The following is a 25,324-nucleotide window of genomic DNA, read 5'->3' on the forward strand; positions in this document are numbered from 1 at the left end:
TCATGAGCTTTGCCGCGGAACTCGAGGGCGTCAGCCACCGCTACGGATCGACCGCCGCGCTTGCCGACGTGACGCTGAAGATCCCTGCGGGCTGCATGGCCGGGCTGATCGGCCCCGATGGTGTCGGCAAGTCGAGCCTGCTTGCCCTTGTCTCGGGGGTGCGCAAGCTGCAGTCGGGCACGGTCACGGTGCTGGGTGGGGACATGGCCAGGACCGCCGCGCGCCGGCGTGCCGCGCCGCGCATCGCCTACATGCCGCAGGGCCTTGGCCGCAACCTCTACCCGACGCTGAGCGTGCGGGAGAACCTCGACTTCTTCGGCCGGCTCTTTGGCCAGAAGGCGGAGGAACGTGCCGCCCGCATCAAGATGCTGCTCGAGGCGACGGGACTTGCGCCCTTTCCCGACCGGCCGGCGGGCAAGCTGTCGGGCGGCATGAAGCAGAAGCTGAGCCTGTGCTGCGCGCTGATCCACGACCCCGATCTGCTGATCCTCGACGAACCGACGACCGGCGTCGACCCGCTGTCGCGGCAGCAGTTCTGGGAACTGATCGACAGCATCCGCGCCCGCATGCCCGGGATGAGCGTGATCGTCGCCACCGCCTACATGGAGGAGGCCGAGCGCTTCGACTGGCTCGCCGCGATGGACGACGGCAAGGTGATCGCCCAAGGCACGCCGGCAGAGCTGCGTGCGCAGGCCGGGGCGGAGACACTCGAGGAGGCCTTCATCCGCCTCCTGCCCGAGGACGAGCGCGCCGGCCACAAGCCGGTCGAGCTGCGCCCCCGCGTCGTCAGCGCAGACAAGGCGCCGGCGATCGAGGCGCGGCACCTGACCAAGCGCTTCGGCGCCTTCACCGCGGTCGACGACGTCAGCTTCGAGATTCCCGAGGGCGAGATCTTCGGCTTCCTCGGCTCGAACGGCTGCGGCAAGACGACGACGATGAAGATGATGACCGGGCTCCTCGACCCCACCGAGGGCGAGACCCGGCTGTTCGGCGAGGAGCTGAAGAATTCCGACATGCAGGCGCGGCTGCGCATCGGCTACATGTCGCAAAGCTTCTCGCTTTATACCGAGCTCACGGTGCGGCAGAACCTCGAGCTGCACGCGAAACTCTACGGCGTGGCGCCCGAGCGACGCGCGGCGCGGGTGAACGAGGTGCTGGCCGAGTTCGAGCTGGACGAGATCGCCCGCGAGATGCCCGAGAGCCTGCCGCTCGGCATCCGCCAGCGGTTGCAGCTGGCCGTGGCCACGATCCACGAACCGCGGATCCTGATCCTCGACGAGCCGACCTCGGGCGTCGACCCGGTGGCGCGCGACGCGTTCTGGCGCAAGCTGATCTCGCTCAGCCGCGACAAGGGCGTGACGATCTTCATCTCGACCCATTTCATGAACGAGGCGGCGCGCTGCGACCGGATCTCGCTGATGCATGCGGGCAAAGTGCTGGCGGTCGGACGGCCGGCCGATCTGGTTGCCGAGCGGGGCGCACAGACCCTCGAGGCCGCCTTCATCGGCTATCTTCAGGATGCGCTCGGCCCCGAGCCCGCGGCGGGCAACACCGATTTCGACGGCGCCCGCAGCCCGCGCAGCCCGCTTCGGCAATCGCTGACCCGGCTGTGGGCCTACACCTGGCGCGAAACGCTCGAGCTGGTGCGCGACCCGATCCGCCTGTTCTTCGCGCTGATGGGGCCGGTGATCTTGCTGATCACCGTGGGCTACGGCATCTCCTTCGATGTCGACGACCTGTCCTTTGCCGTGCTCGATCAGGACCAGACCCCGGAAAGCCGGCGCCTGACCGAACAGTTCAGCGCGATCCGGCAGTTCAGCGAGGAGATGCCGCTAACCGGCACCGGCGACATGACCGCCCGCATGGGCAAGGGCGAGCTGACCGTCGCGCTCGAGATCCCGAATGGCTTCGGGCGCGAGCTGCATCAGGGCAAGGTGCCCGAGGTCTCGCTCTGGATTGATGGCTCGATGCCCTTTCGCGCCGAGACCGCGCGAGGCTATGCCCTTGGCCTGCTGACCTATTTCTCCGAAGTCTATGCGCGCGAGAACGGCAGCGCCGACAGCACGGGCGTTTCGATCGAGACGCGCTATCTGTTCAATCAGGCGTTCAAGAGCACCAATGCGATCATGCCCTCGGTGGTGATGCTGATCCTGATCATGATCCCGGCGGTGATGTCGGCGATCGGTGTCGTGCGCGAGGTCGAAACCGGCACCATCGCCAATTTCCGCTCCACCCCGATCCGCAAGATCGAGTTCCTGCTCGGCAAGCAGATCCCCTACATCGTGATCGCGACCCTCAATTTCTGGATGCTCTTCGCGCTCGGCATGGTGCTGTTCCGGCCCCCCTTCACCGGCTCGCTCGTCGCGCTGGCGGCGGTGACGCTGCTTTACGTGATCGCCACCACCGGGATCGGCCAGCTGATCTCGTCCTTCACCAAGACCCAGGTCTCGGCGGTGTTTGCCGTCGCGGTGATCACCATCATCCCGACAGTGAACTTCTCCGGGCTGATCGTGCCGATCTCCTCGCTGCAGCCGAGCGGCCATGCCCTTGGCCTCGCCTTCCCCGGCGCCTGGTATCAGACGGTGTCGATGGGCACCTTCCTGAAGGGCTTCGGCTGGGCCGATATCGGCGTCAACACCCTGGCAATCGCCGGCTTCGCCCTTTTCTACATCGTCGCCGCGGTCTTTGCGCTGCGCAAGCAGGAGGCCTGAGCCGATGTGGCGAAGCCTGCTCAACACCCTGCGCCTGACCGGCAAGGAACTGCGCGCAATCCGGCGTGACACGGTGATGCTGGTGCTGATCTTCTACGTCTTCACCGTGGCCACCTACATGGTGGCCGACGCGATCTCGACCGAGATCAACGACCTCGCCGTTGCCGTTGTCGACGAGGACCAGAGCACATTGTCGCACCGGCTCACCGATGCGATCCAGCCGCCGCTGTTCAAGCATCCGGTAAGCCTGACCCCGGCGCAGGCGGAACAGGCGCTGAAATACGGCGATTACATCCTCGTCGTCTCCTTCCCGCCGAAGTTCGAAAGCGACCTGCTGTCCGGCCACGCGGCGACGCTCTCGATCGACGTGGATGCGACCGCGGTGGCCCATGCCGGCAATGGCGCCGCCTTCATGCAGGAGCTGCTGGCGGGCGAGCTTTCCACCTTCTTCACCCCGAACGGCTCTGCCGCCTCACTCGTCGACGTGGTGTTCCGCAACCGCTTCAACCCGAACCTGACCTCGAAATGGTTCACCTCGGTGATGCAGCTGATGAACTCGGTCACCATCCTCACACTGATCCTCGCCGGCGCCTCGCTGATCCGCGAGCGCGAACATGGCACGATCGAGCATGTCCTGGTGATGCCGGTGCGCCCGCATGAGATCGTCTTCTCGAAGATTCTCGCGAATGGCGCCGTGATTCTCGGGGCCTCCGTCTTCAGCCTGCTGGTGGTCATCCAGTGGCTGATCGGGGTGCCGCTGGCGCAAGGCGTGCTGCCGCTCTTCATCGCGGGCACCGCGATCTATGTCATCGCCGTCGCCTCGATCGGGCTTCTGCTGTCGACCTTCACCCATACGATGGGGCAGTTCGGCCTGCTCATCATCCCGGTGATCATCGTGATGATCCTGCTCTCGGGCGGCATGACGCCGATGGAATCGATGCCCGGCTGGCTGCGCGTGCTGATGCAGCTGATCAGCCCCGCGCCGCATTTCGTCGCCTTCACCCAGTCGGTTCTCTACCGCGGCGCGGGTCTTGCCCTGGTCGCCTGGGAGATCGCGGCGATGGCGGCAATGGCGGCAATGGCACTGGCCGTGGCGCTCGCCCGTTTCCGCCGGGTGCTGGCAAATTGATCCGATCGGCCAACCTGTTGCAGGAAGGACAGAACTCGCGCATAGCGTGTAGTCCACTCTGGCGCCGCCGGAATAATTGTGTGACAGTCAGCGGATACTGTCGGCGACGGCGAGCGCGAAAAAGAAAAGAATGATGCCCGACAAGAACCGCATCAGACGAATCAACCTGATGATCGAGTTGGCGACCTATGTCGCCATCATGCTCGCATTCGTGTCGCTGTCCTACAACCTCGAACGGTTCTCGCGGCTTGCGGCGCAGGACCAGCAGATGGCCGGCCTTTATACCGCGCAGACCCAGATCACCGAGCGCATCCACGAGGCGGTAAACCGCAAGGAGCTGTTCGCGCGCGGCATCGCGGCGGCAGTGGCGCTGCGCCCGAACATCTCGGAGCAGGAATTCGCGCGGCTCTCGTCCGGCATCCAGCTCGAGGACCCCTCCGTCGTCAACATGGCGCTGGTGCGCGACAAGTTCATCACCCATGTTTACCCCGAAGAAGAGAACCTCAGCCTGATCGGGCGCGACCTGCGCGACGTTCCGCGCCAGAGCGCCGTGCTCGACCGCATCGCCCGGACCGGCAAGTCTGCCCTCGACGGCCCGATCTCGCTGTTGCAGGGCTACACCGGCTTCATCCTGCGCGAGCCGGTCTTCCTGCTCGGGGATGATGGCGACACCGGCCAGTTCTGGGCCGTCGCTTCGATCGTGTTCAACAAGGACACCTTCCTGGGCGAGCTTGGCCTCAACGACTTCAGCAAAGACTACCAGATCACCATCCGCGCCCACAACATGCTCGGCGACGAACGCACCATCTATGGCGACAACGCGGTCTTCGCCCGCAATCCGGCAGTCCAGCAGCTCCGCCTGCCCTCCTCGATCTGGACCATCGCCCTCGTGCCGGCGGCCGGCTGGGACGCCGTCCCCGCCCAGACCGAACGCAACCGGATGCTGACCGGCATCGCAATGATCGTCACCCTGGCGATGGCGTGGTACCTGAACCGGCTGCGGGCCGCGAACTGGCGCAGCGCGGCGCAGCTGCGTGCGGCGGTGAATGTGCTGCAGTCGGGCTTCGTGCTCTTCGACCGCAATGACCGGCTGCAGATCTGCAACGAGCGCTACCGCGAGATCCACGGCCCGGCGAGCGACGCCGTTGTCAAGGGCGCGACCTTCGAGAGTATCCTGCGCGAAGGGCTGCGCCACGGCCTCTACCCCGATGCCACCGGCCACGAGGAGGCCTGGCTTAGCAAGCACCTCGCCCGTGGCGACCACAAGGCGAGCCGGTTCGAGCTCGAGCTCAGCAACGGCCACTGGCTGCAGATCCTCGAGCAGGAAACGCCCACCGGCGGCCGCGTCGCGGTGCTGAACGACATCACCGAGCTGCTGCACAGCCGCCAGCGCGCGCAGCTGGCCGAACAGCGCCTGTTCGACGCGATCGACGCGCTGCCGGTGGGCTTCTGGCTGTTCGATGCCGAAGACCGGCTGATCATGTTCAACCGCGTCGCCGGCAACATGCTGCCCGGCATGCAGCGCGCGCTGAAGGAAGGCCGCAATCTGGCCGAGCTGGTCGAGCGCCGCGCCGCGATCTCGAAGGAGATGCTGATCGGCGGCCGCCCGGCCACCAGCCCGCACGAGATCCTCGACAACCTGCACGCCGAGACCTCCGAGCTCGAGGTCTGCTATGACGGCGATCTGTGGTTCCGCTATTACACCCGCCGGACGTCGGAGAACGGGCTGGTGATGTTCCGCATCGAGCTGACCGACCTGCGCCGCCATCAGCGCCAGATCGAGACCTCGAATACCGAGCTGCGCGCGGCGCTGGCCGAGCGCGATGCCGCCGAGAGCCGCTTCCGCGACGTGGCCGACATCAGCACCGAATGGTTCTGGGAGCAGGACGAACACCTGCAGTTCACCTATCTTTCGGAAGGCTTCCGCCGCGCGATGGGACGTGATCCCGCCGATTTCATCGGCTGTTCCCGCGTCGAGCTTCTGGTCGAGCCGGACGGCAGCCCCGAGGCGGAGAACCTGATCGCCCTGCGCCAGACGATGGAGCGCCACGAGCCGTTCAAGGACGTGGTCTACAGCTATCGTTTCCATCCCGACCGCGAATCCTGGATCCGCACCAGCGGTAAGCCGGTCTTCGCCAAGGACGGCAGTTTCCGCGGCTACATCGGTACCGCGGCGGACGTGACGCAGTTCTATGCCGCGCTGCGCCGCGCCGAACAGGCCGACGAGGCCAAGACCCAGTTCCTGAACATCATCAGCCATGAACTGCGCACACCGCTGACCGTGGTCACCGGCTTCAACAGCTTCATCTACAACTCGGACCGCCTGCCCTCCTACGTCACCTTGCACAAGCTGCTCGAGGCGCAGGACAACCCCTCGCTGCGGCGGCTGTTCGACGCCTATCGCACCGACATCCGCTCCTTCTCCGACCGGATCCGCAATGCCGGGGTGCAGCTGCAGACGCTGATCGACGACATGCTCGACCTCGCCCGGATCGAGGCGAACACGATGCGCATCGAGACCACGCGCGTGGACAGCCTGCGGGTGACGCAATCTGTCCTCGACCAGATGCAGTCGATGGCCGCCGAGAAGCACCTCGAACTGCGCTGCGAGATGGCTGACCTGCCGATCGCCGCCGACGAAATGCGCTTCCGCCAGATCCTGACCAACCTGCTCGGCAACGCGCTGAAGTTCACCGATCACGGCTCGATCACCGTGCGCAACGAGCGCCAGGGCGACATGGTGGTGTTCCGGGTCGAGGATACCGGCATCGGCATTTCCCACGACAAGCTCTCGATCATCTTCGACCGTTTCGCCCAGGTCAACGAGGGCACTGGCACCACGCGCCGCAACCAGGGCGTGGGCCTTGGTCTGGCGATCTGCAAGGACCTGACGCGGCTGCAGGGCGGCTGGATCCGCGCCGAAAGCCGGCTCGGCGAGGGCAGCACCCTGATCTTCGCCCTGCCCGCCTGGAAGGACGCCTGACCCCGCCGGCAAGCCCCGGAGGCGATCCGCGTCGAAACGGCGGCACCGTGCCACGATTTCGACCTTTTCTATCCATAGTCCCGGACCAATTCGGTGCGACACCTGATGTTAACCACGAAGAAGCGGTGTCCCCCCGGGGTCTCCGGTCGGTAGAATCGGGCTGCAACGAGGTTCGGCATCCGACGGCACGGCGTTCAGGGGCTGATCATTGATGGGGTTTTGTTGACGATGGAACAGTCTGTTCGACTTGCCGTCCCGGCTGCGCCTGGGGCTTTTTCGCGCACGGCGCTTGCGTCGCTACAGGGGATGACCAAAGCGACGGCGGACGCCGGCATCGCTCCGCCGGATCCGACCGGGGACGCAGGCGCGCGGCAGGTGATGGACGGCAATGCCATGGTCATCGTCTCCGGCCCGGATGGCCGGATCCGCGAGGTCAGCGAGAAATTCCTGCACGCCACCGGCTACCGCCGCGAGGAGCTGCTCGGCATGATCGCCGAGCGCCTCTATGCGGACGAGGGCGGGGTGCTGTGCGCCGAGATCCGCGAGACCACCGGTCAGGGCCGGATCTGGTCGGGGGCGCCGCAGGTCAGGGCCGCCAACGGCCACCTGCTCGGCACCCGCTGTGTCATCGTCCCGGTGCTCGACCCCGACGGCCGGAGCCGGCGCAACGTGGCGCTGCACCTCGAACTGACCGGCGCCCGGCTGACCCAGATGGAGCACATGATTGCCTCGGCCTTCAACAAGATGCGCGAGGCCGTCTATGTCGTCGACCCGGCCACGCAATACCTGTGCTTCATGAACGACTTCGCGCTGCACGAGCAGGGCTGGTGCCTGGGCGAGATCGGCACGCGCACCATGGCCGACACCGATTACCATGCCGAAAAGCAGGTGATCGACGATCTCTTCCGCATGGTCGAAAGCGACGGCAAAGGCTCGGCCCTGTTCCAGTCGGACCACGGCGCGCGCACCTGCGAGGCCCAGGCCTATGCAATCACCACCGAAACCGGGCACCATCGCATCCTGCTGCTGCTGCGCGACATCTCGCTGCAGGCCAAAGCCGAGCGCGACCGCAAGGAGTTGCTTGCGGTCATCACCCACGAGCTGCGCACGCCGCTGACCAGCATCAAGGGCGCGCTCGAGCTGCTGAAGGCCGGGGCCGTCGGTGCGCTTTCCGAGCAGGCAAACTCGCTCGTCACCATCGCTGCGAACAACAGCGAGCGCATGCTCGGCCTGATCCGCGACATCCTCGACATGGAAGAGATCGGCCAGGACAGCTTCGAAATCGAGAGCGAGCCGGTCGATCTGAGTGCGCTGGTGCGCAACGCGATCGAGGCGCACCGCGGCTATGGCGCGCATCTGGGCGTCAGCTTCATCGACGGCGGCACCACGCCGGGGGTCTTCGTCCTGGCCGAACCCGTGCGCCTGGCACAGGTCCTGTCGAACCTGCTGTCGAATGCCGCCAAGGTCACCGCACCGGGCGGCACGATCGAGATCTGGGCCAGCCGCGAGGCAGGCTGCGGCGTGATCTACGTGCGCGACCACGGCCCCGGCATCCCGCTGCAGCTGCGCGACAAGCTGTTCAGCCGCTTCACCAAGTCCGAGGCGCCGAACCGCTCGCGCGTGTCGGGATCGGGGCTTGGGCTGAGCATCGTGAAAACCATTGTGGAGAAGCTCGACGGCGAAATCAGCTTCTCAACCGAGACCGGCAAGGGCACCACCTTCCGGGTAGCGCTGCCGTCGCTCTGATCCTCCGCCCCGCCGGGGCGCACCCCAGACGAAGGCCGCCGGCACCGAGTGCAGGCGGCCTTCGTCTGGGGGCGGGATAAGGGAATCAGCCGTCGAAGGCCGCGTCTTCCATCAGATCCATCAGCCGCTCGAGCATGGCCGACAACCCGGTCGGCACCCTCGGCCGCGGCGTGCGCAGCAGGCGCTGCAGCTGCAGGTCGAGCGCCGCCGCCTGCGCACCAAGATCGGGAAAGCCGACGGTCGCGGCAACGCCGCTGATCTTGTGAATGATGGCCGCCAGCCTGCCGATCGCCCCGGCGAGCTGACCGGGCTCGTCAAGCGCCGCCTGCAGCCGTTCGATCTCGACGATCTGCGGCACGAGGCGCCGGATGAACTGCTCCCGTGCATCGGCCAGCGCCTTCGCCAGCTGGGCCGGCATCGGTCCGGAGAAGGAAGGAGCAGGCATGAGCGTCGCCTTTGCGGCAGGGAGCCTCAGTTGAACAGACCGCGGAACTGCTGCAGCGCGCCCGACCGCGTCCGGGTCTGAGCGTAGGCCTGCGAGATCGTCTTCGCAATCAGGTCCTTCGGGCTCGTGTCGAACATCGAGGTATGGACCTGATCGCCGACCGAGACCGAGACGTTCATCGGCAGCCCGCAATCGATCGTCAGGCCGAATTCCGCCAGCGTCATGCCCAGCGCCACCTCGAGATCCTCGCGCTCGATGTCGTTCACCCGCGGCACGATCGCGACAAAGCTGCCGTTACCGTAATAGGTGATCATCACCTCGAGATGGCGCAGGTTCTCGAACACCGCCTCGGCGACGTCGGTCAGGATGCCGCGAAACTCGGACGGGCTGCTCATCGAATAGAGGCTTTCCACCCGGCGGATCTGGAAGCCGACCGCCGCCACCATGAAGCGGCGCAGACGGCTGAGCCGGTGCAGATAGTTTTCCATGGCAAGCGCGTTGATGACCCGCGGCACATCGTAAAGCGTGATCGGATCAGCCAGTTCGAAGGGCACGGCCTGGCCCTGTTGCAGGCTGTCGATCTCGGAGCGCAGCGCCTGCGCCGCCTTCACCGAATCGGAGGCGCGCTGCTGCTCGGAATAGAGCACCTGCGCCACCCGCAGCCGCGCGCCGAGTTCCTGCACTTCGATCGGCTTGGTGATGTAATCGGTGGCGCCGGTGGCAAAGGCTGCGTCGATGAACGGCTTCTCGGTGACCGAGGTCAGCATCAGGATCGGCGTGCGCCGGTGCAGCGGATTGGCGCGGATATGGCGGACGAGCTCGATCCCGTCCATCCCCGGCATCTTGATGTCGAGCAGGAAGGTGCTGAACAGATCACCGCCACGGCCGATCTTCTGCAACGCTTCCTCGCCGCTCATCGCATATTGCACATCAGCGTAACCGAGAGAGGACAGGACCCCTTCCATCAGCCGCAGGATGATCGGGTCGTCGTCGACCACAAGCAGTGCCATCGTTTCGTCTCCGCTTCTGCAGGACGGGAACACGGCCATGGGCTACACACCCTGAAGGACCGCCTTCCCTGTTGCAAACAACCATGAGACGAACGTCAGGGTTAATTCAGGCGCATTTAAGGCAATTTTTGGGAAACCATCCCGGGGCGCCGTTACCGCGACGGCAGCCACCGCGCCCCGGCGCCGCACTGCGGGCGCCGGAGCGCGGACCGGCTCAATCGTCCATCTTCAGCGCCGAGATGAAGGCCGATTGCGGAATCTCGACCTTGCCGAACTGCCGCATCTTCTTCTTGCCGGCCTTCTGCTTTTCCAGAAGCTTCTTCTTCCGGGTGGCGTCGCCGCCATAGCATTTCGCCGTCACGTCCTTGCGCATCGCACTGAGCGTCTCGCGCGCCACGACCCGGCCACCGATCGCCGCCTGGATCGGGATCTTGAACATGTGCCGCGGGATCAGCTCTTTCAGCTTCTCCACCATCGCCCGGCCCCGGGCCTCGGCGCGGTCGCGGTGCACCATGATCGAGAGCGCATCCACCGGCTCGTCGTTCACCAGAATCGACATCTTCACGAGGAAATCCTCGCGGTATTCGCTGAGCTGGTAGTCGAAGGAGGCATAGCCCTTCGTCACCGATTTCAGCCGGTCGTAGAAGTCGAACACCACCTCGGCGAGCGGCAGGTCATAGACCACCATCGCGCGCGAGCCGGCATAGGTCAGATCGAGCTGGATACCGCGGCGGTCCTGGCACAGCTTGAGCACGTCGCCCAGATACTCGTCGGGCACCATGATCGTCGCCTTGATCCGCGGCTCCTCGATATGGTCGACATAGGTCAGATCGGGCATGTCGGCGGGGTTGTGCAGGTCGCGCACCTCGCCGTCCTTCATGTAGATCTTGAACACCACGCTCGGCGCGGTGGTGATCAGATCGAGGTCATATTCGCGCTCCAGCCGGTCGCGCACCACTTCGAGGTGCAAAAGACCAAGGAAGCCGCAACGGAAGCCGAAGCCGAGCGCCGCCGAGGTCTCCATCTCGTAGCTGAACGAGGCGTCGTTCAGCGCGAGTTTCTCGATCGCGTCGCGCAGCGCCTCGAAGTCGTTCGCATCGACCGGGAACAGGCCGCAGAACACCACCGGCTGCGCCGGCTTGAAGCCCGGCAGCGGCGTCGCGCAGGGTTTCTTCTCATGGGTGATGGTGTCGCCCACACGGGTGTCGCGCACCTGCTTGATCGAGGCGGTGAAGACGCCGATCTCGCCCGGGCCCAGTTCCGGGAAATCGACCATCTGCGGCTTCAGCACGGCGAGCTTGTCGATGCCGTAGACGGCGCCGGTCTGCATCATCTTGATGCGGTCGCCCTTGCGGATCACCCCATCCATGACGCGGATCATCACGACGACGCCGAGATAGGGGTCGTACCAGCTGTCGACCAGCATCGCCTTGAGCGGCGCGTCGCGGTCACCCTTCGGCGCGGGCAGCCGGTGCACGATCGCCTCGAGCACCTCGGGAATGCCGAGCCCGGTCTTCGCCGAGATCGGGATCGCGTCCGAGGCGTCGATCCCGATCACGTCCTCGATATTCGCCTTGACCGCATCCGGATCGGCCGCCGGCAGGTCGATCTTGTTCAGCACCGGCACGATCTCGTGGCCCGCGTCGATCGCCTGATAGACGTTGGCGAGGGTCTGCGCCTCGACGCCCTGCGAGGCGTCGACGACGAGGAGCGAGCCCTCGACGGCGCGCATCGAGCGGCTGACCTCATAGGCGAAGTCGACGTGGCCGGGGGTGTCGATCAGGTTCAGGACGTAGGTCTCGCCATCCTTCGCCGGGTATTCGATGCGGACGGTGTTCGCCTTGATGGTGATGCCGCGTTCGCGCTCGATATCCATGCTGTCGAGCAGCTGCGCCTTCATGTCGCGCTCGGCCACCGTCCCGGTCATCTGGATGAGCCGGTCGGCGAGCGTGGATTTGCCGTGGTCGATATGCGCCACGATGGAGAAGTTGCGGATGTGATCGAGCTGGGTCATGGCGCGCGTATAGCTGTAAAAACAAGGGCCGGGAAGAGGGATTGAGCGCCCTTCCCGGCCGGTTTGCGCAAGGGGTTTGCGGTCCGGTTCAGCGCGGGCGCGAGAGCAGCGCGCCGGGGCGGTAGCGGGCGATGGTGGCAGTCAGCCAGCCGGCGATCGCGGCCTTGATCAGGTCTCCCGGCACGAAGGGCAGCGACAGCATCAGCGCCTCGAGCGGCCCCTTGCCCAGAACCGCCATCAGCCCGAGCGTGCCGCAGGCATAAAGCACCACGATGCCACCAAGCGCCGCACCAAGACCGGCAGCGATGCCGACATGCAGCCCGTGCAGTTTCTCGACGATCAGCCCGGTGACGAAAGCCGCGGGCAGCCAGCCGATGAGGAAGCCGACGGTCGGCCCGGCGAAGACGCCCAGCCCGCCGCGCCCGCCGGCGAGCACCGGCAGGCCGAGCGCGACGATGATCTCGACCACCAGCACGGCAAGCGCGCCGCGCATCGGGCCGAGCACCGCGCCCGCCAGCATCACGCCGAGCGATTGTGCCGAGACCGGCACGCCGGAGGCGAGCGGGATCGGCGGCACGAGGCCGAGCACCGCGATCAGCGCGGCGAACAGCACGACGAGGGTGAAATTGCGTTCCATGTCAGTCTCTCCCTTGGGGTGGGGTGGCCGGGCGCGGGGCAAGCCCGCCACGCGCACGCAGCGCATCGGCCAGATGATCCGAATCGTCGAGAAGCGAGAGCGCCAGCGGCGCGATCAGCCGCGGCCCCGGCCGGCGGCGCGAGCGCGCCCGCCAGGACAGCGCCAGAAGCTCCATCCGCCCGCGCAGCACCGGGATGAAGCGCAGCACCAGCGCGATGGCCAGCGCCGGCAGCCGCGGCGAGAGGCCGAAGCGGGCGAGCGGCCGCGCCAGCCGCTCGATCAGCGCGATGAGGTCCGGCAGCGGCGTGACCAGCGTGACGAAATTCGCCAGCGCCACCATGGTGCAGATCCGCAGGCCAAGGACGAGGCCGAGCATCGGCACCCCTTCCCAGACCTGCCAGGCGGCGATGAAGGCGACGATCCACAGCACCGGGCGCAGCGCGCGGGCGCCCTCGGCCACCGCGCGGCGGCCAAGGCTGAGATAAAGCCCTGCGGTCGCCGCCAGCGCCGCGGCAAGCGGCAGCGGGGCGGTGAGCCAGGTCAGCCCCAGCATCGCCGCTGCAAGCGCGCCGAATTTCAGCCCGACCGGCAGCCGGTGCGCCCAGCTCGTGCCCGGCAGCGCAAGGCTCAGCATGGCTCGTCCTGCGCGGCGGCCTGCATCGCCGCGACATAGGCGGGCAGCACTGCATCGGGCGGGCCGTCGGCAGCGACGCGCCCGGCCTCGATCCAGATCACCCGGTCATAGCCCGCGACGCGGGCCGGATCGTGGGTGATCAGCATCACGTTCTGCGCAAGCGCCGCGATCCGCGCCTCGATCCGCAGCGCGGCGGGGATGTCGAGGCTGTTGAACGGCTCGTCGAAGAGGATCCAGCGCGGCTCCATCGCCAGCACCGCCATCAGGCAGACCAGCTGGCGCTGGCCCTGCGACAGGGTGTGGCACAGCCGCTCCTCCCAGTCGGCATGGCCGAACCGGGCGAGCATGGCACGGGCACGCTCGCGCGCCACGCCACGCGGATGGCCCTGCTGCTCGAGCCCGAAGGCCAACTCCTCGATCACCGTCGGGAAGATGATCTGGTGGTCGGGGTTCTGGAACAGGATGCCGACGGCCGAGAGCGCCCCAGCCCGGTCGCGCGCCACATCGACGCCCGCGACCCGCAGCCGCCCCGCCTGCGGCGCGATCAGCCCGGCCACCGCGCGCAGAAGCGTGCTTTTCCCCGAGCCGTTGCGGCCGACGACGCCCACGCGCCGCTCGCCGATGCGCAGGCTCAGCCCGTCGAAGATGCGGGTGCCCTCGCGCTCCAGCGTCAGGGTCTCGATCTCGATGCTGCCGTCCATCATGCCCTCCGGTCGCGGTGGTTTGCCCGCTTGTCGGTCGCGGGTCAAACGAAACCCGCGCCGCAGCGCCGGCGCGCAAGAAATTCATCACGCGGGGCATTGACGCGGCGCCGGCGCGGGAGAATCTGTAGCGCAGAAGATCAGGAGGCACAGATGATCCTTTCCGTCCCGAACATGACCTGCGGTCACTGCAAGGCCGCCGTCGAATCCGCCATCACCGAGGTCGGCGGCAAGGCCATCGTCAGCCTCGAGGACCGCGAGGTCGAGGTGAACGGCCTGCCCGAATCGACCGTACTCGCCGCGCTGAAGGCCGCGGGCTACGAGGCCGAGGTCATCGCCTGAGACGGCATGACCGGCCTCGGCAGACTCAAGCGGTTGGGCCGGCGACGGCCCGGCCCGCAACGGCTGCGATCGCGGTTCCCGGCAAAATTCCGCATCGGCGATTTTTCGCCTGTTTCATTGTGAAACCTTGCGTGATCGGGTAGGATCGGCTGCTAATCGACGGGACTCGGGCAACGGCCCCACCCGCAGGAATGAGGCAGCAGCAGATGAAGAAATCCCTCCTTGTGGCGGCCTGCATGATGGTCGCCGGTGCGGCCGGTGCCGGCCCGATCGACAGCGCCTGCATGAAGGCCGGGCGCGCCAACAACCGCGCGCTGTGCGGCTGCATCCAGCAGGTCGCCGACATGACGCTTGGCACCGCTGACCAGCGCCGCGCGGCGGCCTTCTTCAAGGACCCCGACAAGGCGCAGCAGGTGCGGATGTCGGACAGCGCCTCGGACAACGACTTCTGGGCCCGCTACAAGAATTTCGCCGCGACCGCCGAATCCTACTGCGGCGGCTGAAGCCGGGCGAGCAGAGCGCTTGCCCCCGCCTCGATGATGTCGAGGCAGCCGTCGAAATCGCGGGTATAATAGGGATCAGGCACCTCTTCGGTGCCCGTTTCGCCATTCAGGAACAGCTCAAGCCGCGCCCGGGTGCCGGTGGGGGCCAGACGCGCAGCATCGCGCAGGTTCTGCCGGTCCATCGCCAGGATCAGGTCGAAGCGGTCGAAATCGGCGCGCACCAGTTGCCGGGCGCGCAGCGCGGCCAGATCATAGCCGCGCGCCCGCGCCGCCGCCTGCATCGGGCCATAGGGCGGCTCGCCCGCATGCCAGTCGCCGGTGCCGGCACTGTCGAGATCGAGCACAAGGCCCGCCTCCTGTGCGAGCCGGCGCACCACGCCTTCGGCGGCGGGAGAGCGGCAGATGTTGCCAAGGCAGAGAAACAGGATACGCATGACGCGTTGCTAACCGAGGAGCGGGCGGATGGCCAGAATCGTGTTTCTCACCGGCGCCGGGATCTCGGCCGAAAGCGGCATCCGCACCTTCCGCGCCGCGGACGGGTTGTGGGAGGATCACCGGGTCGAGGATGTGGCGACGCCCGAGGGCTTTGCCCGCGACCCCGAGCTGGTGCTGCGCTTCTACAACGAGCGCCGCGCGGCGGCGGCTGCGGCCCGGCCCAATGCCGCGCATCGCGCGCTGGCGGCACTCGAGGCCGATGGCCGGCACGAGGTGCTGGTGGTGACGCAAAACGTCGACGACCTGCACGAACGGGCGGGCACGCGCGCGCTGATCCACATGCACGGCACGTTGACCGGGGCGCTGTGCGCGGCCTGCGGCCATCGCTGGCCCGCGCCCGCAGTGATGCGGGTCACCGACCCCTGCCCCGCCTGCGCGGCGCATGCAGCCCGGCCCGACATCGTCTGGTTCGGCGAGATGCCCTACCGGATGGAGGAAATCTGGAGCGCGTTGCGGGCGGCCGATCTCTTCGTCTCGATCGGCACCTCAGGCAATGTCTATCCGGCAGCAGGATTCGTCGCCGATGCGCGGCATGCCGGGGTCGAGACGCTCGAGCTGAACCTCGAGCCCTCGATGGGCACGCGGTTCTTCGATGCGGCACGGCACGGGCCGGCGACACAGGTGGTGCCGGACTGGGTCGCAGGGATGCTGGCCTGAGGTCGCGAGGGGCGCCGCCCCTCTTCGGCTGCGCCGAATTCACCCCGAGGTATTTCGGGCAAGGAGAAAGGGCGCGGGCAGGCAGGGGCGCGGTGCGATGAATCGCTTGACGCGGGGGGGCTTTGCCCTTATGCCCCGCAAACAGATTTCCGGGCGCCGCCTTTGCGGTGTCCGCTTGGTATGAACAGGGCGGACACGCGCCCCGAGGAAACGAAGGATTGATGCCATGTCGCGCGTCTGCGAACTGACCGGCAAGGGCCCGATGTCGGGCAACAATATCAGCCACGCGAACAACAAGACGCGTCGCCGGTTTCTGCCGAACCTGAACGAAGTCACCCTGATCTCGGACGTGCTGGGCCAGTCGTTCAAGCTGCGCATCTCGGCCGCCGGCCTGCGCACCGTGGACCACCGCGGCGGGCTCGACGCCTTCCTGATGAAGGCGGCCGATGCCGAGCTGTCGGGCACCGCGCTGAAGATCAAGAAGGCGATCCTGAAGGCTCAGGCCGCCGCCTGATCCGGGATGCCCCGACGAATCGAAAGGCCTCGCTTCGGCGAGGCCTTTTCCGTTTTGCCTGCGGCATGATGACGTGCAACGGCCTCTGGCGCGGGCCCGGGCGCGCGGATATGCTGGTCTTATGTCCGTGCGATCCCTGCGCCCCCTCTTCATCGCCGTGATGGCGACGATCCTCGCGGTGACGAGCCTGACCATGGCCGTCGCCCGGGGGCAGGCGCGGGTTGCCGGCGAGATCGTGATCTGCACCGGCTACGGCATCACCACGGTCACGGTGGACGACGAGGGTCACCCCACGGGCCCCGTCCACCTGTGCCCGGACATGGTGCTTGGCATGATGGCCGCGCTCGACACGCCCCCCCCGGTCCTCACGCGTCCCGAAGGACGGGTGGAGCGGATCGAGGCGTCTGCCCCCGCGCCGCTGCGGGGCAGCTCGGTGCCCCAGCCGCGGGCGCGCGATCCGCCGGCTTTCATCTGATCCCTTCGCATTCCGAACGTTTCTGGACAGACCGAGGACTTTTCATGTTCCGCACTTCTCTTCTTGCGACCGCCGCGGCGGTCTTCCTGGCTGTGCCCGCCCTTGCCGGTGACATCACGATCAAGGACCCCTATGCCATCGCCTCGACGGCAATGTCGAAATCCGGCGCCGCCTTCATGACGATCGAGAACGCCGGCGCCAGCGACGACCGGCTGGTCGGCGTGGCCTCCGACATCGCCGAGCGGGTCGAGCTGCACACCCATATCGCCGACGCCAATGGCGTGATGAAGATGGTCGAGGTGAAGGAAGGCTTCCCGGTGCCGGCCCATGGCGAACACGTCCTGCAGCGCGGCTCCGACCACGTGATGTTCCTCGGACTGAAGCAGCCGCTGAACGACGGCGACACCGTGCATGTGGTGCTGACCTTCGAGAAGGCGGGCGAGGTGCCGGTCGACATTCCGGTCGATCTGAAGCGCGTGCCGGCCGCCTCCGCCCCCGCCGCCGGCCAGATGAACATGAACGGCATGGACCATGGCGCCATGCCCGGCATGAACATGTCGAACTGAGCCCGCCCACCCCGGCACAGCGAAACGCCGCCCCGAGGGGCGGCGTTTTCCATTTCCGCGGTTTTTCCTCAGGCGCCGAGGGCAGCCAGCATCTCGGCCGCCGCCGCCGCCGGTGCGGCCTCGCCACGGGCCACGGCGGCGCCGAGCGCGTCCATCTTCGCGCGGATCACGGGGTCGCGGTGCAGCCGCGCCAGAAGCCCCTCGCGCACCTCGCTTTCGAACCAGTGCCGCGCCTGCGCCGCGCGACGGCGGTCGAAATGGCCGTGCTCGCGGCGCCAGGCGGCCAGCGTCGACATCTCGTCCCAGGCCGATTTCAGCCCCTGCTCCTCGAGCGCCGAGACCGGCAGCGCCTTCGGGAAGCCCTCGGGGTCTTGCGACCGCTTGCGCAACAGCCGCAGCGCCCCGGCGTAATCGCTGACCGTGCGCATCGCCGCGGGCTTCAGATCGCCATCGGCCTTGTTCACCAGGATCATGTCGGCCATCTCCATGATGCCGCGCTTCACCCCCTGCAACTCGTCGCCGCCCGCGGGCGCCATGAGCAGGATGAAGAGGTCGGTCATCTCGGCCACCAGGGTCTCGGACTGGCCCACCCCCACGGTCTCGATCAGCACCACGTCGAATCCCGCCGCCTCGCACAGGGCCACCGCCTCGCGGGTGCGCCGCGCCACGCCACCGAGCTGCGCCTGGCTCGGCGAGGGCCGGATGAAGGCCATCGGATCGCGCGACAGCCGCTCCATCCGCGTCTTGTCGCCAAGGATCGAGCCGCCCGAGCGCGCCGAGGACGGGTCGACCGCCAGCACCGCGACCTTCAGCCCCTGTCCGGTCAGCATCAGCCCGAAGGCCTCGATGAAGGTCGACTTGCCGACGCCGGGGGTGCCCGACAGCCCGATCCGCAGCGCCTGCCGGCCGGCGCCCGCAAGCGCCTCGAGCAGCGCCGCGGCCTGCGCACGGTGATCCGCCCGCCCCGATTCCACCAGCGTGATCGCCCGCGCGAGCGCCCGCCGCTCGCCCGCCAGGATGCGCGGCACCAGGTCGGCGACGAGGGGATCGGAGACGGCAGGATCAGAAACGGAGACGGCGGAAATCGGATCGGTCATCGGCGGGCCTTCGCTGACGGGGCGGGAGGCACGATCCCTCAGCGGATCGTGAAACGGTTTCGGTTTTCTGCCCCCATCGGGCAGTGTATGTCCAGTGCGAAGGCCGAGTTTCCGAGGAGAGCCATGACCCGCGCGTTTCCGAACCCCCTGCGCCGCGCCTCCCTGCCGCTCGCGGGCGCACTGGCTGCGACGCTGTGTCTCGCCGCGCCGCTGCAGGCCGATCAGACCGACCGCATCGTCTTCGACGTCTCGCTGCGTGGCATCCCGGCGGGCCGGCTCAGCATCAATGGCAAGATCGAGGGAGCCAATTACGGCGCGAACGGCACACTCGAGACCACCGGGCTGCTCGGTTTCCTGCGCAAGATCCGCTACGACGCCTCGGTCAGCGGCAGCCGCACGGCGGACCGCTTCACCCCGCAGCGCTTTGACGAGACGGCGAACCGGCCGGGCGACGAATCGGAACACGTGATCGTCTACCAGAACGGCACACCGGTCTCGGTCAGCCGCAACCCGCCGCGCAAGCCGCGCAAGACCGATGTCGCCCCGGCGAAACAGGGCGGCACCGTCGACCCGCTCACCGCGCTTTATGCCGTGCTGCGCGACGTCGACCGCGACGAGGCCTGCAAGCTGAACGTGACCATGTATGACGGCGCACGGCGCAGCCAGGTCAGCCTGAACGCCCCGCAGGCGGGTGGCGACGGCGTCACCTGCTCGGGCGAGTATCGCCGGCTCGAGGGCTTCTCGGCCAAGGATATGAAGGAGAAGAGCCGCTTCCCCTTCACCCTGATCTACGCCCCCACCCCGGACGGCAAGCGCCTGCAGGTGGTCGAGATCAACACCGATACGATCTATGGCACTGGCCGGCTGAAACGGCGATAAGGGCCGGGTGAGAGACCAACTGCCCATAGACGCGGTTCTGCCGGACCTCACCTCGGCGCTCGCGCGCACGGGGCGCGTGGTGTTGATGGCGCCGCCCGGCGCGGGCAAGACCACGCGGGTGCCGCTGGCGCTTCTCGACCATGTCGAGGACCGGATCGTGATGCTGGAACCGCGCCGCCTGGCCGCCCGCGCCGCGGCCGAGCGCATGGCCGAGACGCTCGGCGAGCCCGTGGGCGCGCGCGTCGGCTACCGCATCCGTGGCGAGGCGAAGGTGTCGAAGGCCACCCGGATCGAGGTGGTGACCGAGGGCATCCTCACCCGGATGCTGCAATCCGACCCCGAGCTGTCGGGCATCGGCTGCCTGATCTTCGACGAGTTCCACGAACGCTCGCTGAACGCCGATCTCGGCCTTGCACTCGCCTGGGAGGCACGGGGGGCGCTGCGCCCGGATCTGGCGATCGTGGTGATGTCGGCGACGCTCGACGCGGGGCCCGTGGCGGCCCTTCTCGACGACGCGCCGGTGATCGTATCCGAAGGTCGCGCCTTCCCGGTCGAAACCCGCTGGCTCGGCCGCCCCGTCGCCGCGGGGATGCGGCTCGAGGCGGCGGTGGCGGGGCTGGTCACCGAGGCGGTCGCCGCGAGCAGCGGCGGCGTCCTTGTCTTCCTGCCGGGCGAGGGCGAGATCCGCCGCACCGAGGCGCTGCTGAAGGGCCGCCTGCCCGCCGAGGTGGCGATCCGCCCGCTCTTCGGCGCGATGGACTTCGCCGCTCAGCGCGCCGCCATCGCGCCCGTCGCGCAGGGCCGCAAGGTGGTGCTGGCCACCGCGATCGCCGAGACCTCGCTCACCATCGAGGACATCCGCGTCGTCGTCGATGCCGGCCGCGCCCGGCGGCTGCGCTTCGATCCGGCCTCTGGCATGGCCCGGCTGGTCACCGAGCGGGTCAGCCGCGCCGAGGCCGAGCAACGCCGCGGTCGTGCCGGCCGCGTCGCCGAGGGCACCTGCTACCGGCTCTGGACGAAGGGCGAAGAGGGCGCGCTCGCGGCCTTTGCCCCGCCCGAGATCGCGGTGGCCGATCTCGCCGGCCTCGCGCTCGAGCTCGCGCAATGGGGCTCGGACGGCTCCGATCTCGCTTTCCTGACGCCGCCGCCCGCCCCCGCGCTCGCGGAAGCGCGCGCACTCCTGCAAGGCCTCGGCGCACTCGAGGGCACGCGGATCACCGCCCATGGCCGGGCGCTTGCCGCGCTGCCGCTGCACCCGCGGCTTGCCCATATGCTGGTGACGGCCGGGCCCGAGGCAGCGACGCTCGCCGCGCTGCTCGAGGAGCGCGACCCGCTGCGCGGCGCGCCGGCCGATCTGAGCCTGCGCCTTGCCGCCATCGCCAACCCCGGCCGGTTCGAGGCCGAACACCCGTGGCCCGTCCATCGCGGCACGGTCGAACGGGTCCGGCAAGAGGCGAAGCGCCTTGCCCGGCTGGTCGCGCCGGCGCCCACCGCGCTGCCCGCGGCCGAAGCCGCGGCGCTTGCCTATCCCGACCGGATCGGGCTGCGCCGCAAGGGCGATGCCCAACGCTATGTGCTCTCGGGCGGCAAGGGCGCGGTGGTGGAGGCCGGCGATCCGCTTGGCGCGCACCGGCTGATCGTCGCGACCGATCTTGACGGCGACCCGCGCGAGGCCCGCGTGCGTCAGGGCGTGGCGCTGAGCGAGGCGGGCCTGCGCCGGCTCTATGCCGGTCAGATCGGCTGGCACGATGTCTGCGAATGGTCGAAGCGCGAGGGCCGCGTGGTGGCACGCCGGCAGGAGCGCTTCGGCGCCCTTGTCCTCGAAGACCGGCACTGGCCCGAGGCCCCGCCCGAGGCCCTCGCCCGCGGCGCGCTCGACGGGCTGCGCCAGATCGGCCTGACGCTCACCCCGGCCGCCGCGCGATTCCGCGCCCGGGTCGAGATCCTGCGCGCCGATGGCGCCGCCCTGCCCGACCTCTCGGACGGCGCACTTCTGGCGGGCGAGGCGCTGCTGCCCTTCCTGCGCGGCAAGCGGACCGAGGCCGAGCTGCGCGCGCTCGACCTGACCGAGGCGCTGCGCGCCCAGCTGAGCTGGGAGCAGATGGCCGAGCTCGACCGCCTCGCGCCCAGCCATTTCGAGACCCCGCTCGGCCGGCGCGTGCCGATCGACTATGCGGGCGAGACCCCCTCGATCGAGGTGAAGCTGCCCGAGATGTATGGCGTGACCGTGCACCCGACGGTGGGGCCGAAACGCCACCTGCTGCGGATCTCGCTGCTCAGCCCCGGGTCGAAGCCGATCCAGGTGACGATGGACCTGCCCGGCTTCTGGGACGGCTCCTATGCCGAGGTGCGCAAGGAGATGCGCGGCCGTTACCCGCGCCACCCCTGGCCCGAGAACCCGCGCGAAGCGGACCCGACGACGCGAGCGAAGCCGCGCGGCACCTGAGCCGGCTCAGCGCTTGTGGATCACCGCGACCTGATCGCGCAGGCTCTTGTTGTAATGCGCCTGAAACACGAAACAGCCCGAGATGTCGGCCCGCAGCGCCGAGAATTCCGCGGCCATCGCCGGATCGCTGTGCCGGAAGACACCGCTCTCTGAATAGATCCGAAACAGGTCGCCGGTTCGGGTGATACCGGGGCGCTCGTAGGTCGCGGGCTGCCAGCGCAAATCCTCGATGATGTAGAGCCCGCCCGAGGCAAGCTTGGGAAAGAGTTCAAGGAAGGCGAACTGCTGATGGTGCGAAGCGTGCGAGGCATCGTCGATGATGATATCGAGTTCGGGCAGCACCTCGGCCGCGGCCCGGATATTCTCGCGCTCATCCATGTTGCAGCGCAGGAAGGTGAAGCGCGGGTCCTGGAACCAGCTGAAATCCGACACGTCGAGGCCAAAGATCCGCGCCTTCGGGAAATACTCCAGCCACATCCGCACCGACGGCGCATCCGTGGTCTGCCGGTCGGCGCTGTTGCCGTGCTCGGGTCCGCCGATCTGCAGGCCCATTTCCAGGAAATTGAGCTTCCGCCCGCGGTGCGGCAGGAACAGCATCTGATAGAGCTCGGCATAGCGGTGCTTGCTCGCCCCCTTGTCCGAACCGAAGCGGTCTGCAAGGTCGGTCAAGTTCATGGCTCCGCGGCCATAGCGCGTCGCAGCAGGAAGAGGCTTACCTTGGCGCATCCCGGCCATCTCGGCAGCAGTCGTCCCGCCTGCGGGGGCACCATTCACTGAAAACTCTGACATCTTTAACTAAACCATTCTGACCCGGCGCGACACTGCGCCCGGCAGAAAGAAAATCATAGCGGACGCAGGCTGGCAATCGCGGGCAACGCCCGATCACGTCATTTCCCGAGGCACCAGCGCATCACCGCCTTCTGTGCGTGCAGCCGGTTTTCCGCCTCGTCGAAGATCACTGAATGCGGCCCGTCCATCACCGCACTCGTCGCCTCGTCGTTGCGATGCGCGGGCAGGCAATGCATGAACAGCGCGTCGGGCTTCGCCTTCGCCATCAGCGCCTCGTTCACCTGGTAGGGGCGCAGCTGGTTGTGCCGCCGCTCCTTTGCCGATTCCGGATCGTGCATCGAGACCCAGGTGTCGGTGACGATCAGATCCGCGCCCTCGACCGCCTTCGCCGGGTCGCGCTCGATCTCGACCTTCACCCCTTTCGCGCGGGCGAAGTCGATCCATTCGCGCTCGGGGTCGAGGGTCTGCGGCCCGGTGAAGGTGAGGTCGAAGCCGAACTGCCCCGCCGCCTGCAGGAAGGAGGCGCAAACGTTGTTGCCGTCGCCTGACCACACCACCTTGCGCCCGGCGATCGGGCCGCGGTGTTCTTCGTAGGTCACGATGTCGGCCATGATCTGACACGGGTGGGTGCGGTTCGTCAGCCCGTTGATGACCGGCACCGAGGCGTATTCCGCCATCTCGAGCAGCGTCGCCTCCTCGAAGGTGCGGATCATGATCATGTCGACATAACGGCTCAGCACCCGCGCGGTGTCGGCGATGGTCTCGCCATGGCCGAGCTGCATCTCCTTGCCCGAGAGCACCATCGTCTGCCCGCCCATCTGGCGCACGCCGACGTCGAAGCTGACGCGGGTGCGGGTCGAGGGTTTCTCGAAGATCAGCGCGACCATGCAGCCCGCCAACGGCTGCTCGTCGTCGGGCGCGCCCTTCGGGCGGCCGGCGCGGGCGTCCTTCATCGCGCGGGCAGAGTCGATGATCTTGCGCAGTTCGGTGGCGTCGGTGGTGTGGATGTCAAGGAAGTTGGTCATCGGTTCGTCTTTCTGGCAGCGGCCGGGGGCGCATCCCCCGGACCTGCGGAGTCTTTCGGCCGGGAAATCAGGCCAGGTGAGTCTCGAGAGCGGTGGCGGCGGCATCGAGGCGGGAAACCGCCTCGGCCATCTCCTCCTCGGTGATCGTCAGCGCCGGCAGGATGCGCAGCACGTTGTCGGCCGCGGCGACGGTCAGCAGACGTTCGGCATAGCCCGCCGCCACCAGCTCGCCGGGCGCGAGGCGGCATTTCAGTCCGAGCATCAGGCCGACGCCACGCACTTCCTCGAAGATCTCGGGATGCGCGGCCACGAGCCCCTCGAGGCGCTGGCGCAGGAAGCCGCCCTTGGCGTTCACCGCAGCGAGGAATTCGGGCTCGGCCACGATCTCCATCACCTTCGCGCCGACCGCACAGCCGAGCGGGTTGCCGCCATAGGTCGAGCCATGGGTGCCCGCGGTCATGCCCGCCGCAGCCGCCTCGGTCGCGAGCACCGCGCCGAGCGGGAAGCCGCCGCCGATGCCCTTCGCCACCATCATGATGTCGGGCGTGACACCCGACCATTCATGCGCAAAGAGCCGTCCGGTGCGCCCCATGCCGCATTGCACCTCGTCGAAGATCAGAAGCGTGCCAGTCTCGTCCGAGATCTGCTTGAGCGCCGTCAGGAAGGCATCGGGCGCGGGCCGGATGCCGCCCTCGCCCTGCACCGGTTCCAGCATGATCGCGCAGGTCTTTTCCGACACCGCCGCCTTCACCGCCTCGAGGTCGAGCCAGTCGACATGGACGAAGCCCGGCAGCACCGGACCGAAGCCCTTCACCATCTTCTCCGAGCCCGCCGCGGCGATTGCCGCCGAGGACCGGCCATGGAAGGCGCCGCGGAAGGTGATGATCTCGACCCGCTCGGGCGCGCCCTTCTCATACCAGTACTTGCGCGCCATCTTCACCGCGAGTTCGCAGGCCTCGGTGCCCGAGTTGGTGAAGAACACGGTGTCGGCGAAGGTCTTCTCGACCAGCGCATCGGCAAGCTTCTGCTGCTCGGGGATCTGGTAGAGGTTCGACACGTGCCAGACCTTGTGCGCCTGTTCCGTCAGCGCCTCGACAAGGACCGGGGCGGCATGGCCGAGGGCGTTCACCGCGATCCCGGCGCCAAGGTCGAGGTATCGGGTGCCGTCCGCCGTCTCGAGCCAGGAGCCCGCGCCCTTCACGAAGGCGAGGGGCGCGCGATTATAGGTGGGCAGGACGGAAGAAATCATCGTCAGTCTCCAGAAAGGAAGGCCAAAGGCGTGCCCGACACCCGGAGGGCTGTCAACGGCTTTGGCCGGATTTCGGCGGGTTTGCAGGGAAATGTGGCGATGGGCCACGGGTGATCGGACGTCAGGCGCTGGCGCGGCGACGTCGGGGACGAGCGATATGGGTGGTCCGTGCGATCATGTCCGCCCGATAGCGCGCGCCCCCCCTTCTGTCAAAGGAAATGCGCGCCGGCTTGACCTGTGGCGCGCTTCGCGCCATTGCGGACACAACCCGAAAGGA

At 67.8% G+C, this 25,324-nt stretch carries 23 protein-coding genes; 12 read left to right on the forward strand and 11 right to left on the reverse strand.

Annotated features, from left to right (window positions below; translation table 11 throughout):
- Positions 1-2: 2 nt before the first annotated feature.
- The 4 genes from rbbA to EOW65_RS04665 all read left to right on the forward strand — a co-directional run bounded on the left by rbbA (position 3) and on the right by EOW65_RS04665 (position 8,569).
- On the forward strand, positions 3-2,711 hold the full coding sequence (gene rbbA / locus EOW65_RS04650) for a ribosome-associated ATPase/putative transporter RbbA (RefSeq protein ID WP_128147827.1): 2,709 nt from the start codon (positions 3-5) through the stop codon (positions 2,709-2,711).
- Positions 2,712-2,715: 4 nt separating this feature from the next.
- Positions 2,716-3,840, forward strand: a complete 1,125-nt coding sequence (locus tag EOW65_RS04655; protein WP_128147828.1) for an ABC transporter permease — start codon at positions 2,716-2,718, stop codon at positions 3,838-3,840.
- Positions 3,841-3,973: 133 nt separating this feature from the next.
- On the forward strand, positions 3,974-6,823 hold the full coding sequence (locus EOW65_RS04660; RefSeq protein WP_164879989.1) for a sensor histidine kinase: 2,850 nt from the start codon (positions 3,974-3,976) through the stop codon (positions 6,821-6,823).
- Between the two features lie 306 nt (positions 6,824-7,129).
- A complete protein-coding gene (locus EOW65_RS04665) occupies positions 7,130-8,569 on the forward strand; it encodes a PAS domain-containing sensor histidine kinase (protein ID WP_164879990.1) in 1,440 nt (479 codons plus the stop codon).
- An 85-nt stretch (positions 8,570-8,654) separates the two neighbouring features.
- On the opposite strand, the gene EOW65_RS04670 is transcribed toward EOW65_RS04665, so the two are convergent.
- The 6 genes from EOW65_RS04670 to EOW65_RS04695 all read right to left on the reverse strand — a co-directional run bounded on the left by EOW65_RS04670 (position 8,655) and on the right by EOW65_RS04695 (position 14,010).
- Positions 8,655-9,014, reverse strand: a complete 360-nt coding sequence (locus EOW65_RS04670) for an Hpt domain-containing protein (protein WP_128147831.1) — start codon at positions 9,012-9,014, stop codon at positions 8,655-8,657.
- Between the two features lie 26 nt (positions 9,015-9,040).
- Complete coding sequence (locus EOW65_RS04675) at positions 9,041-10,024, reverse strand: response regulator (protein ID WP_164879991.1); 984 nt, start codon at positions 10,022-10,024, stop codon at positions 9,041-9,043.
- Positions 10,025-10,238: 214 nt separating this feature from the next.
- A complete protein-coding gene (lepA, locus tag EOW65_RS04680) occupies positions 10,239-12,038 on the reverse strand; it encodes a translation elongation factor 4 (protein WP_128147833.1) in 1,800 nt (599 codons plus the stop codon).
- Positions 12,039-12,126: 88 nt separating this feature from the next.
- Complete coding sequence (locus EOW65_RS04685) at positions 12,127-12,675, reverse strand: biotin transporter BioY (RefSeq protein WP_128147834.1); 549 nt, start codon at positions 12,673-12,675, stop codon at positions 12,127-12,129.
- 1 nt (position 12,676) lies between these two features.
- Positions 12,677-13,309 (reverse strand): energy-coupling factor transporter transmembrane component T family protein, encoded by a 633-nt coding sequence (locus tag EOW65_RS04690; protein WP_128147835.1) that lies wholly within the window; start codon positions 13,307-13,309, stop codon positions 12,677-12,679.
- A complete protein-coding gene (locus EOW65_RS04695; protein ID WP_240664496.1) occupies positions 13,303-14,010 on the reverse strand; it encodes an energy-coupling factor ABC transporter ATP-binding protein in 708 nt (235 codons plus the stop codon). The genes EOW65_RS04690 and EOW65_RS04695 overlap by 7 nt, the downstream gene beginning before the upstream one ends.
- A 153-nt stretch (positions 14,011-14,163) precedes the next feature.
- Here EOW65_RS04695 and EOW65_RS04700 point away from each other — a divergent pair, with 153 nt between their 5' ends.
- Positions 14,164-14,352 (forward strand): heavy-metal-associated domain-containing protein, encoded by a 189-nt coding sequence (locus tag EOW65_RS04700; RefSeq protein ID WP_121533656.1) that lies wholly within the window; start codon positions 14,164-14,166, stop codon positions 14,350-14,352.
- Positions 14,353-14,558: 206 nt separating this feature from the next.
- Entirely contained in the window at positions 14,559-14,855 is a 297-nt protein-coding gene (locus EOW65_RS04705) for a hypothetical protein (protein ID WP_128147837.1), read from the forward strand.
- Here the strand turns inward: EOW65_RS04705 and EOW65_RS04710 are convergent.
- Positions 14,840-15,289 (reverse strand): low molecular weight protein-tyrosine-phosphatase, encoded by a 450-nt coding sequence (locus EOW65_RS04710; RefSeq protein ID WP_128147838.1) that lies wholly within the window; start codon positions 15,287-15,289, stop codon positions 14,840-14,842. The two genes, EOW65_RS04705 and EOW65_RS04710, sit on opposite strands and share 16 nt — an antisense overlap.
- A 28-nt stretch (positions 15,290-15,317) precedes the next feature.
- Between EOW65_RS04710 and EOW65_RS04715 the strand changes: the two genes are divergently transcribed.
- The 4 genes from EOW65_RS04715 to EOW65_RS04730 all read left to right on the forward strand — a co-directional run bounded on the left by EOW65_RS04715 (position 15,318) and on the right by EOW65_RS04730 (position 17,562).
- The gene (locus EOW65_RS04715) at positions 15,318-16,007 is read left to right on the forward strand and encodes an NAD-dependent deacylase (protein ID WP_128147839.1); all 690 of its coding nucleotides are present in this window, start codon (positions 15,318-15,320) and stop codon (positions 16,005-16,007) included.
- Between the two features lie 226 nt (positions 16,008-16,233).
- A complete protein-coding gene (gene rpmB / locus EOW65_RS04720) occupies positions 16,234-16,521 on the forward strand; it encodes a 50S ribosomal protein L28 (protein ID WP_113899950.1) in 288 nt (95 codons plus the stop codon).
- Between the two features lie 121 nt (positions 16,522-16,642).
- Entirely contained in the window at positions 16,643-16,996 is a 354-nt protein-coding gene (locus tag EOW65_RS04725) for a hypothetical protein (protein ID WP_128147840.1), read from the forward strand.
- A 44-nt stretch (positions 16,997-17,040) separates the two neighbouring features.
- Positions 17,041-17,562: a copper chaperone PCu(A)C gene (locus EOW65_RS04730; protein ID WP_128147841.1), complete on the forward strand. Its 522-nt coding sequence runs from the start codon at positions 17,041-17,043 to the stop codon at positions 17,560-17,562.
- Between the two features lie 68 nt (positions 17,563-17,630).
- Here EOW65_RS04730 and meaB read toward each other — a convergent pair whose 3' ends face one another.
- Positions 17,631-18,659 carry a methylmalonyl Co-A mutase-associated GTPase MeaB gene (gene meaB, locus EOW65_RS04735; protein WP_128147842.1) on the reverse strand — a complete coding sequence of 343 codons (1,029 nt, stop codon included), beginning with the start codon at positions 18,657-18,659 and terminating at the stop codon, positions 17,631-17,633.
- Positions 18,660-18,782: 123 nt separating this feature from the next.
- On the opposite strand from meaB, the gene EOW65_RS04740 reads away from it, so the two are divergent.
- Positions 18,783-19,538 carry a DUF3108 domain-containing protein gene (locus tag EOW65_RS04740; protein WP_128147843.1) on the forward strand — a complete coding sequence of 252 codons (756 nt, stop codon included), beginning with the start codon at positions 18,783-18,785 and terminating at the stop codon, positions 19,536-19,538.
- 7 nt (positions 19,539-19,545) lie between these two features.
- Positions 19,546-21,984 (forward strand): ATP-dependent helicase HrpB, encoded by a 2,439-nt coding sequence (gene hrpB / locus EOW65_RS04745; RefSeq protein WP_128147844.1) that lies wholly within the window; start codon positions 19,546-19,548, stop codon positions 21,982-21,984.
- Positions 21,985-21,990: 6 nt separating this feature from the next.
- On the opposite strand, the gene EOW65_RS04750 is transcribed toward hrpB, so the two are convergent.
- From EOW65_RS04750 to EOW65_RS04760, 3 genes are all read right to left on the reverse strand, one after another.
- Positions 21,991-22,659, reverse strand: coding sequence for a hypothetical protein (locus EOW65_RS04750; RefSeq protein WP_128147845.1), 669 nt, complete (start codon positions 22,657-22,659; stop codon positions 21,991-21,993).
- A gap of 212 nt (positions 22,660-22,871) precedes the next feature.
- Positions 22,872-23,798 carry an ornithine carbamoyltransferase gene (gene argF / locus EOW65_RS04755; RefSeq protein WP_128147846.1) on the reverse strand — a complete coding sequence of 309 codons (927 nt, stop codon included), beginning with the start codon at positions 23,796-23,798 and terminating at the stop codon, positions 22,872-22,874.
- 67 nt (positions 23,799-23,865) lie between these two features.
- On the reverse strand, positions 23,866-25,047 hold the full coding sequence (locus EOW65_RS04760) for an aspartate aminotransferase family protein (RefSeq protein ID WP_128147847.1): 1,182 nt from the start codon (positions 25,045-25,047) through the stop codon (positions 23,866-23,868).
- Positions 25,048-25,324: the final 277 nt, after the last annotated feature.

Source organism: Paenirhodobacter ferrireducens, from assembly GCF_004022265.1.
Lineage (GTDB): Bacteria > Pseudomonadota > Alphaproteobacteria > Rhodobacterales > Rhodobacteraceae > Rhodobacter > Rhodobacter ferrireducens.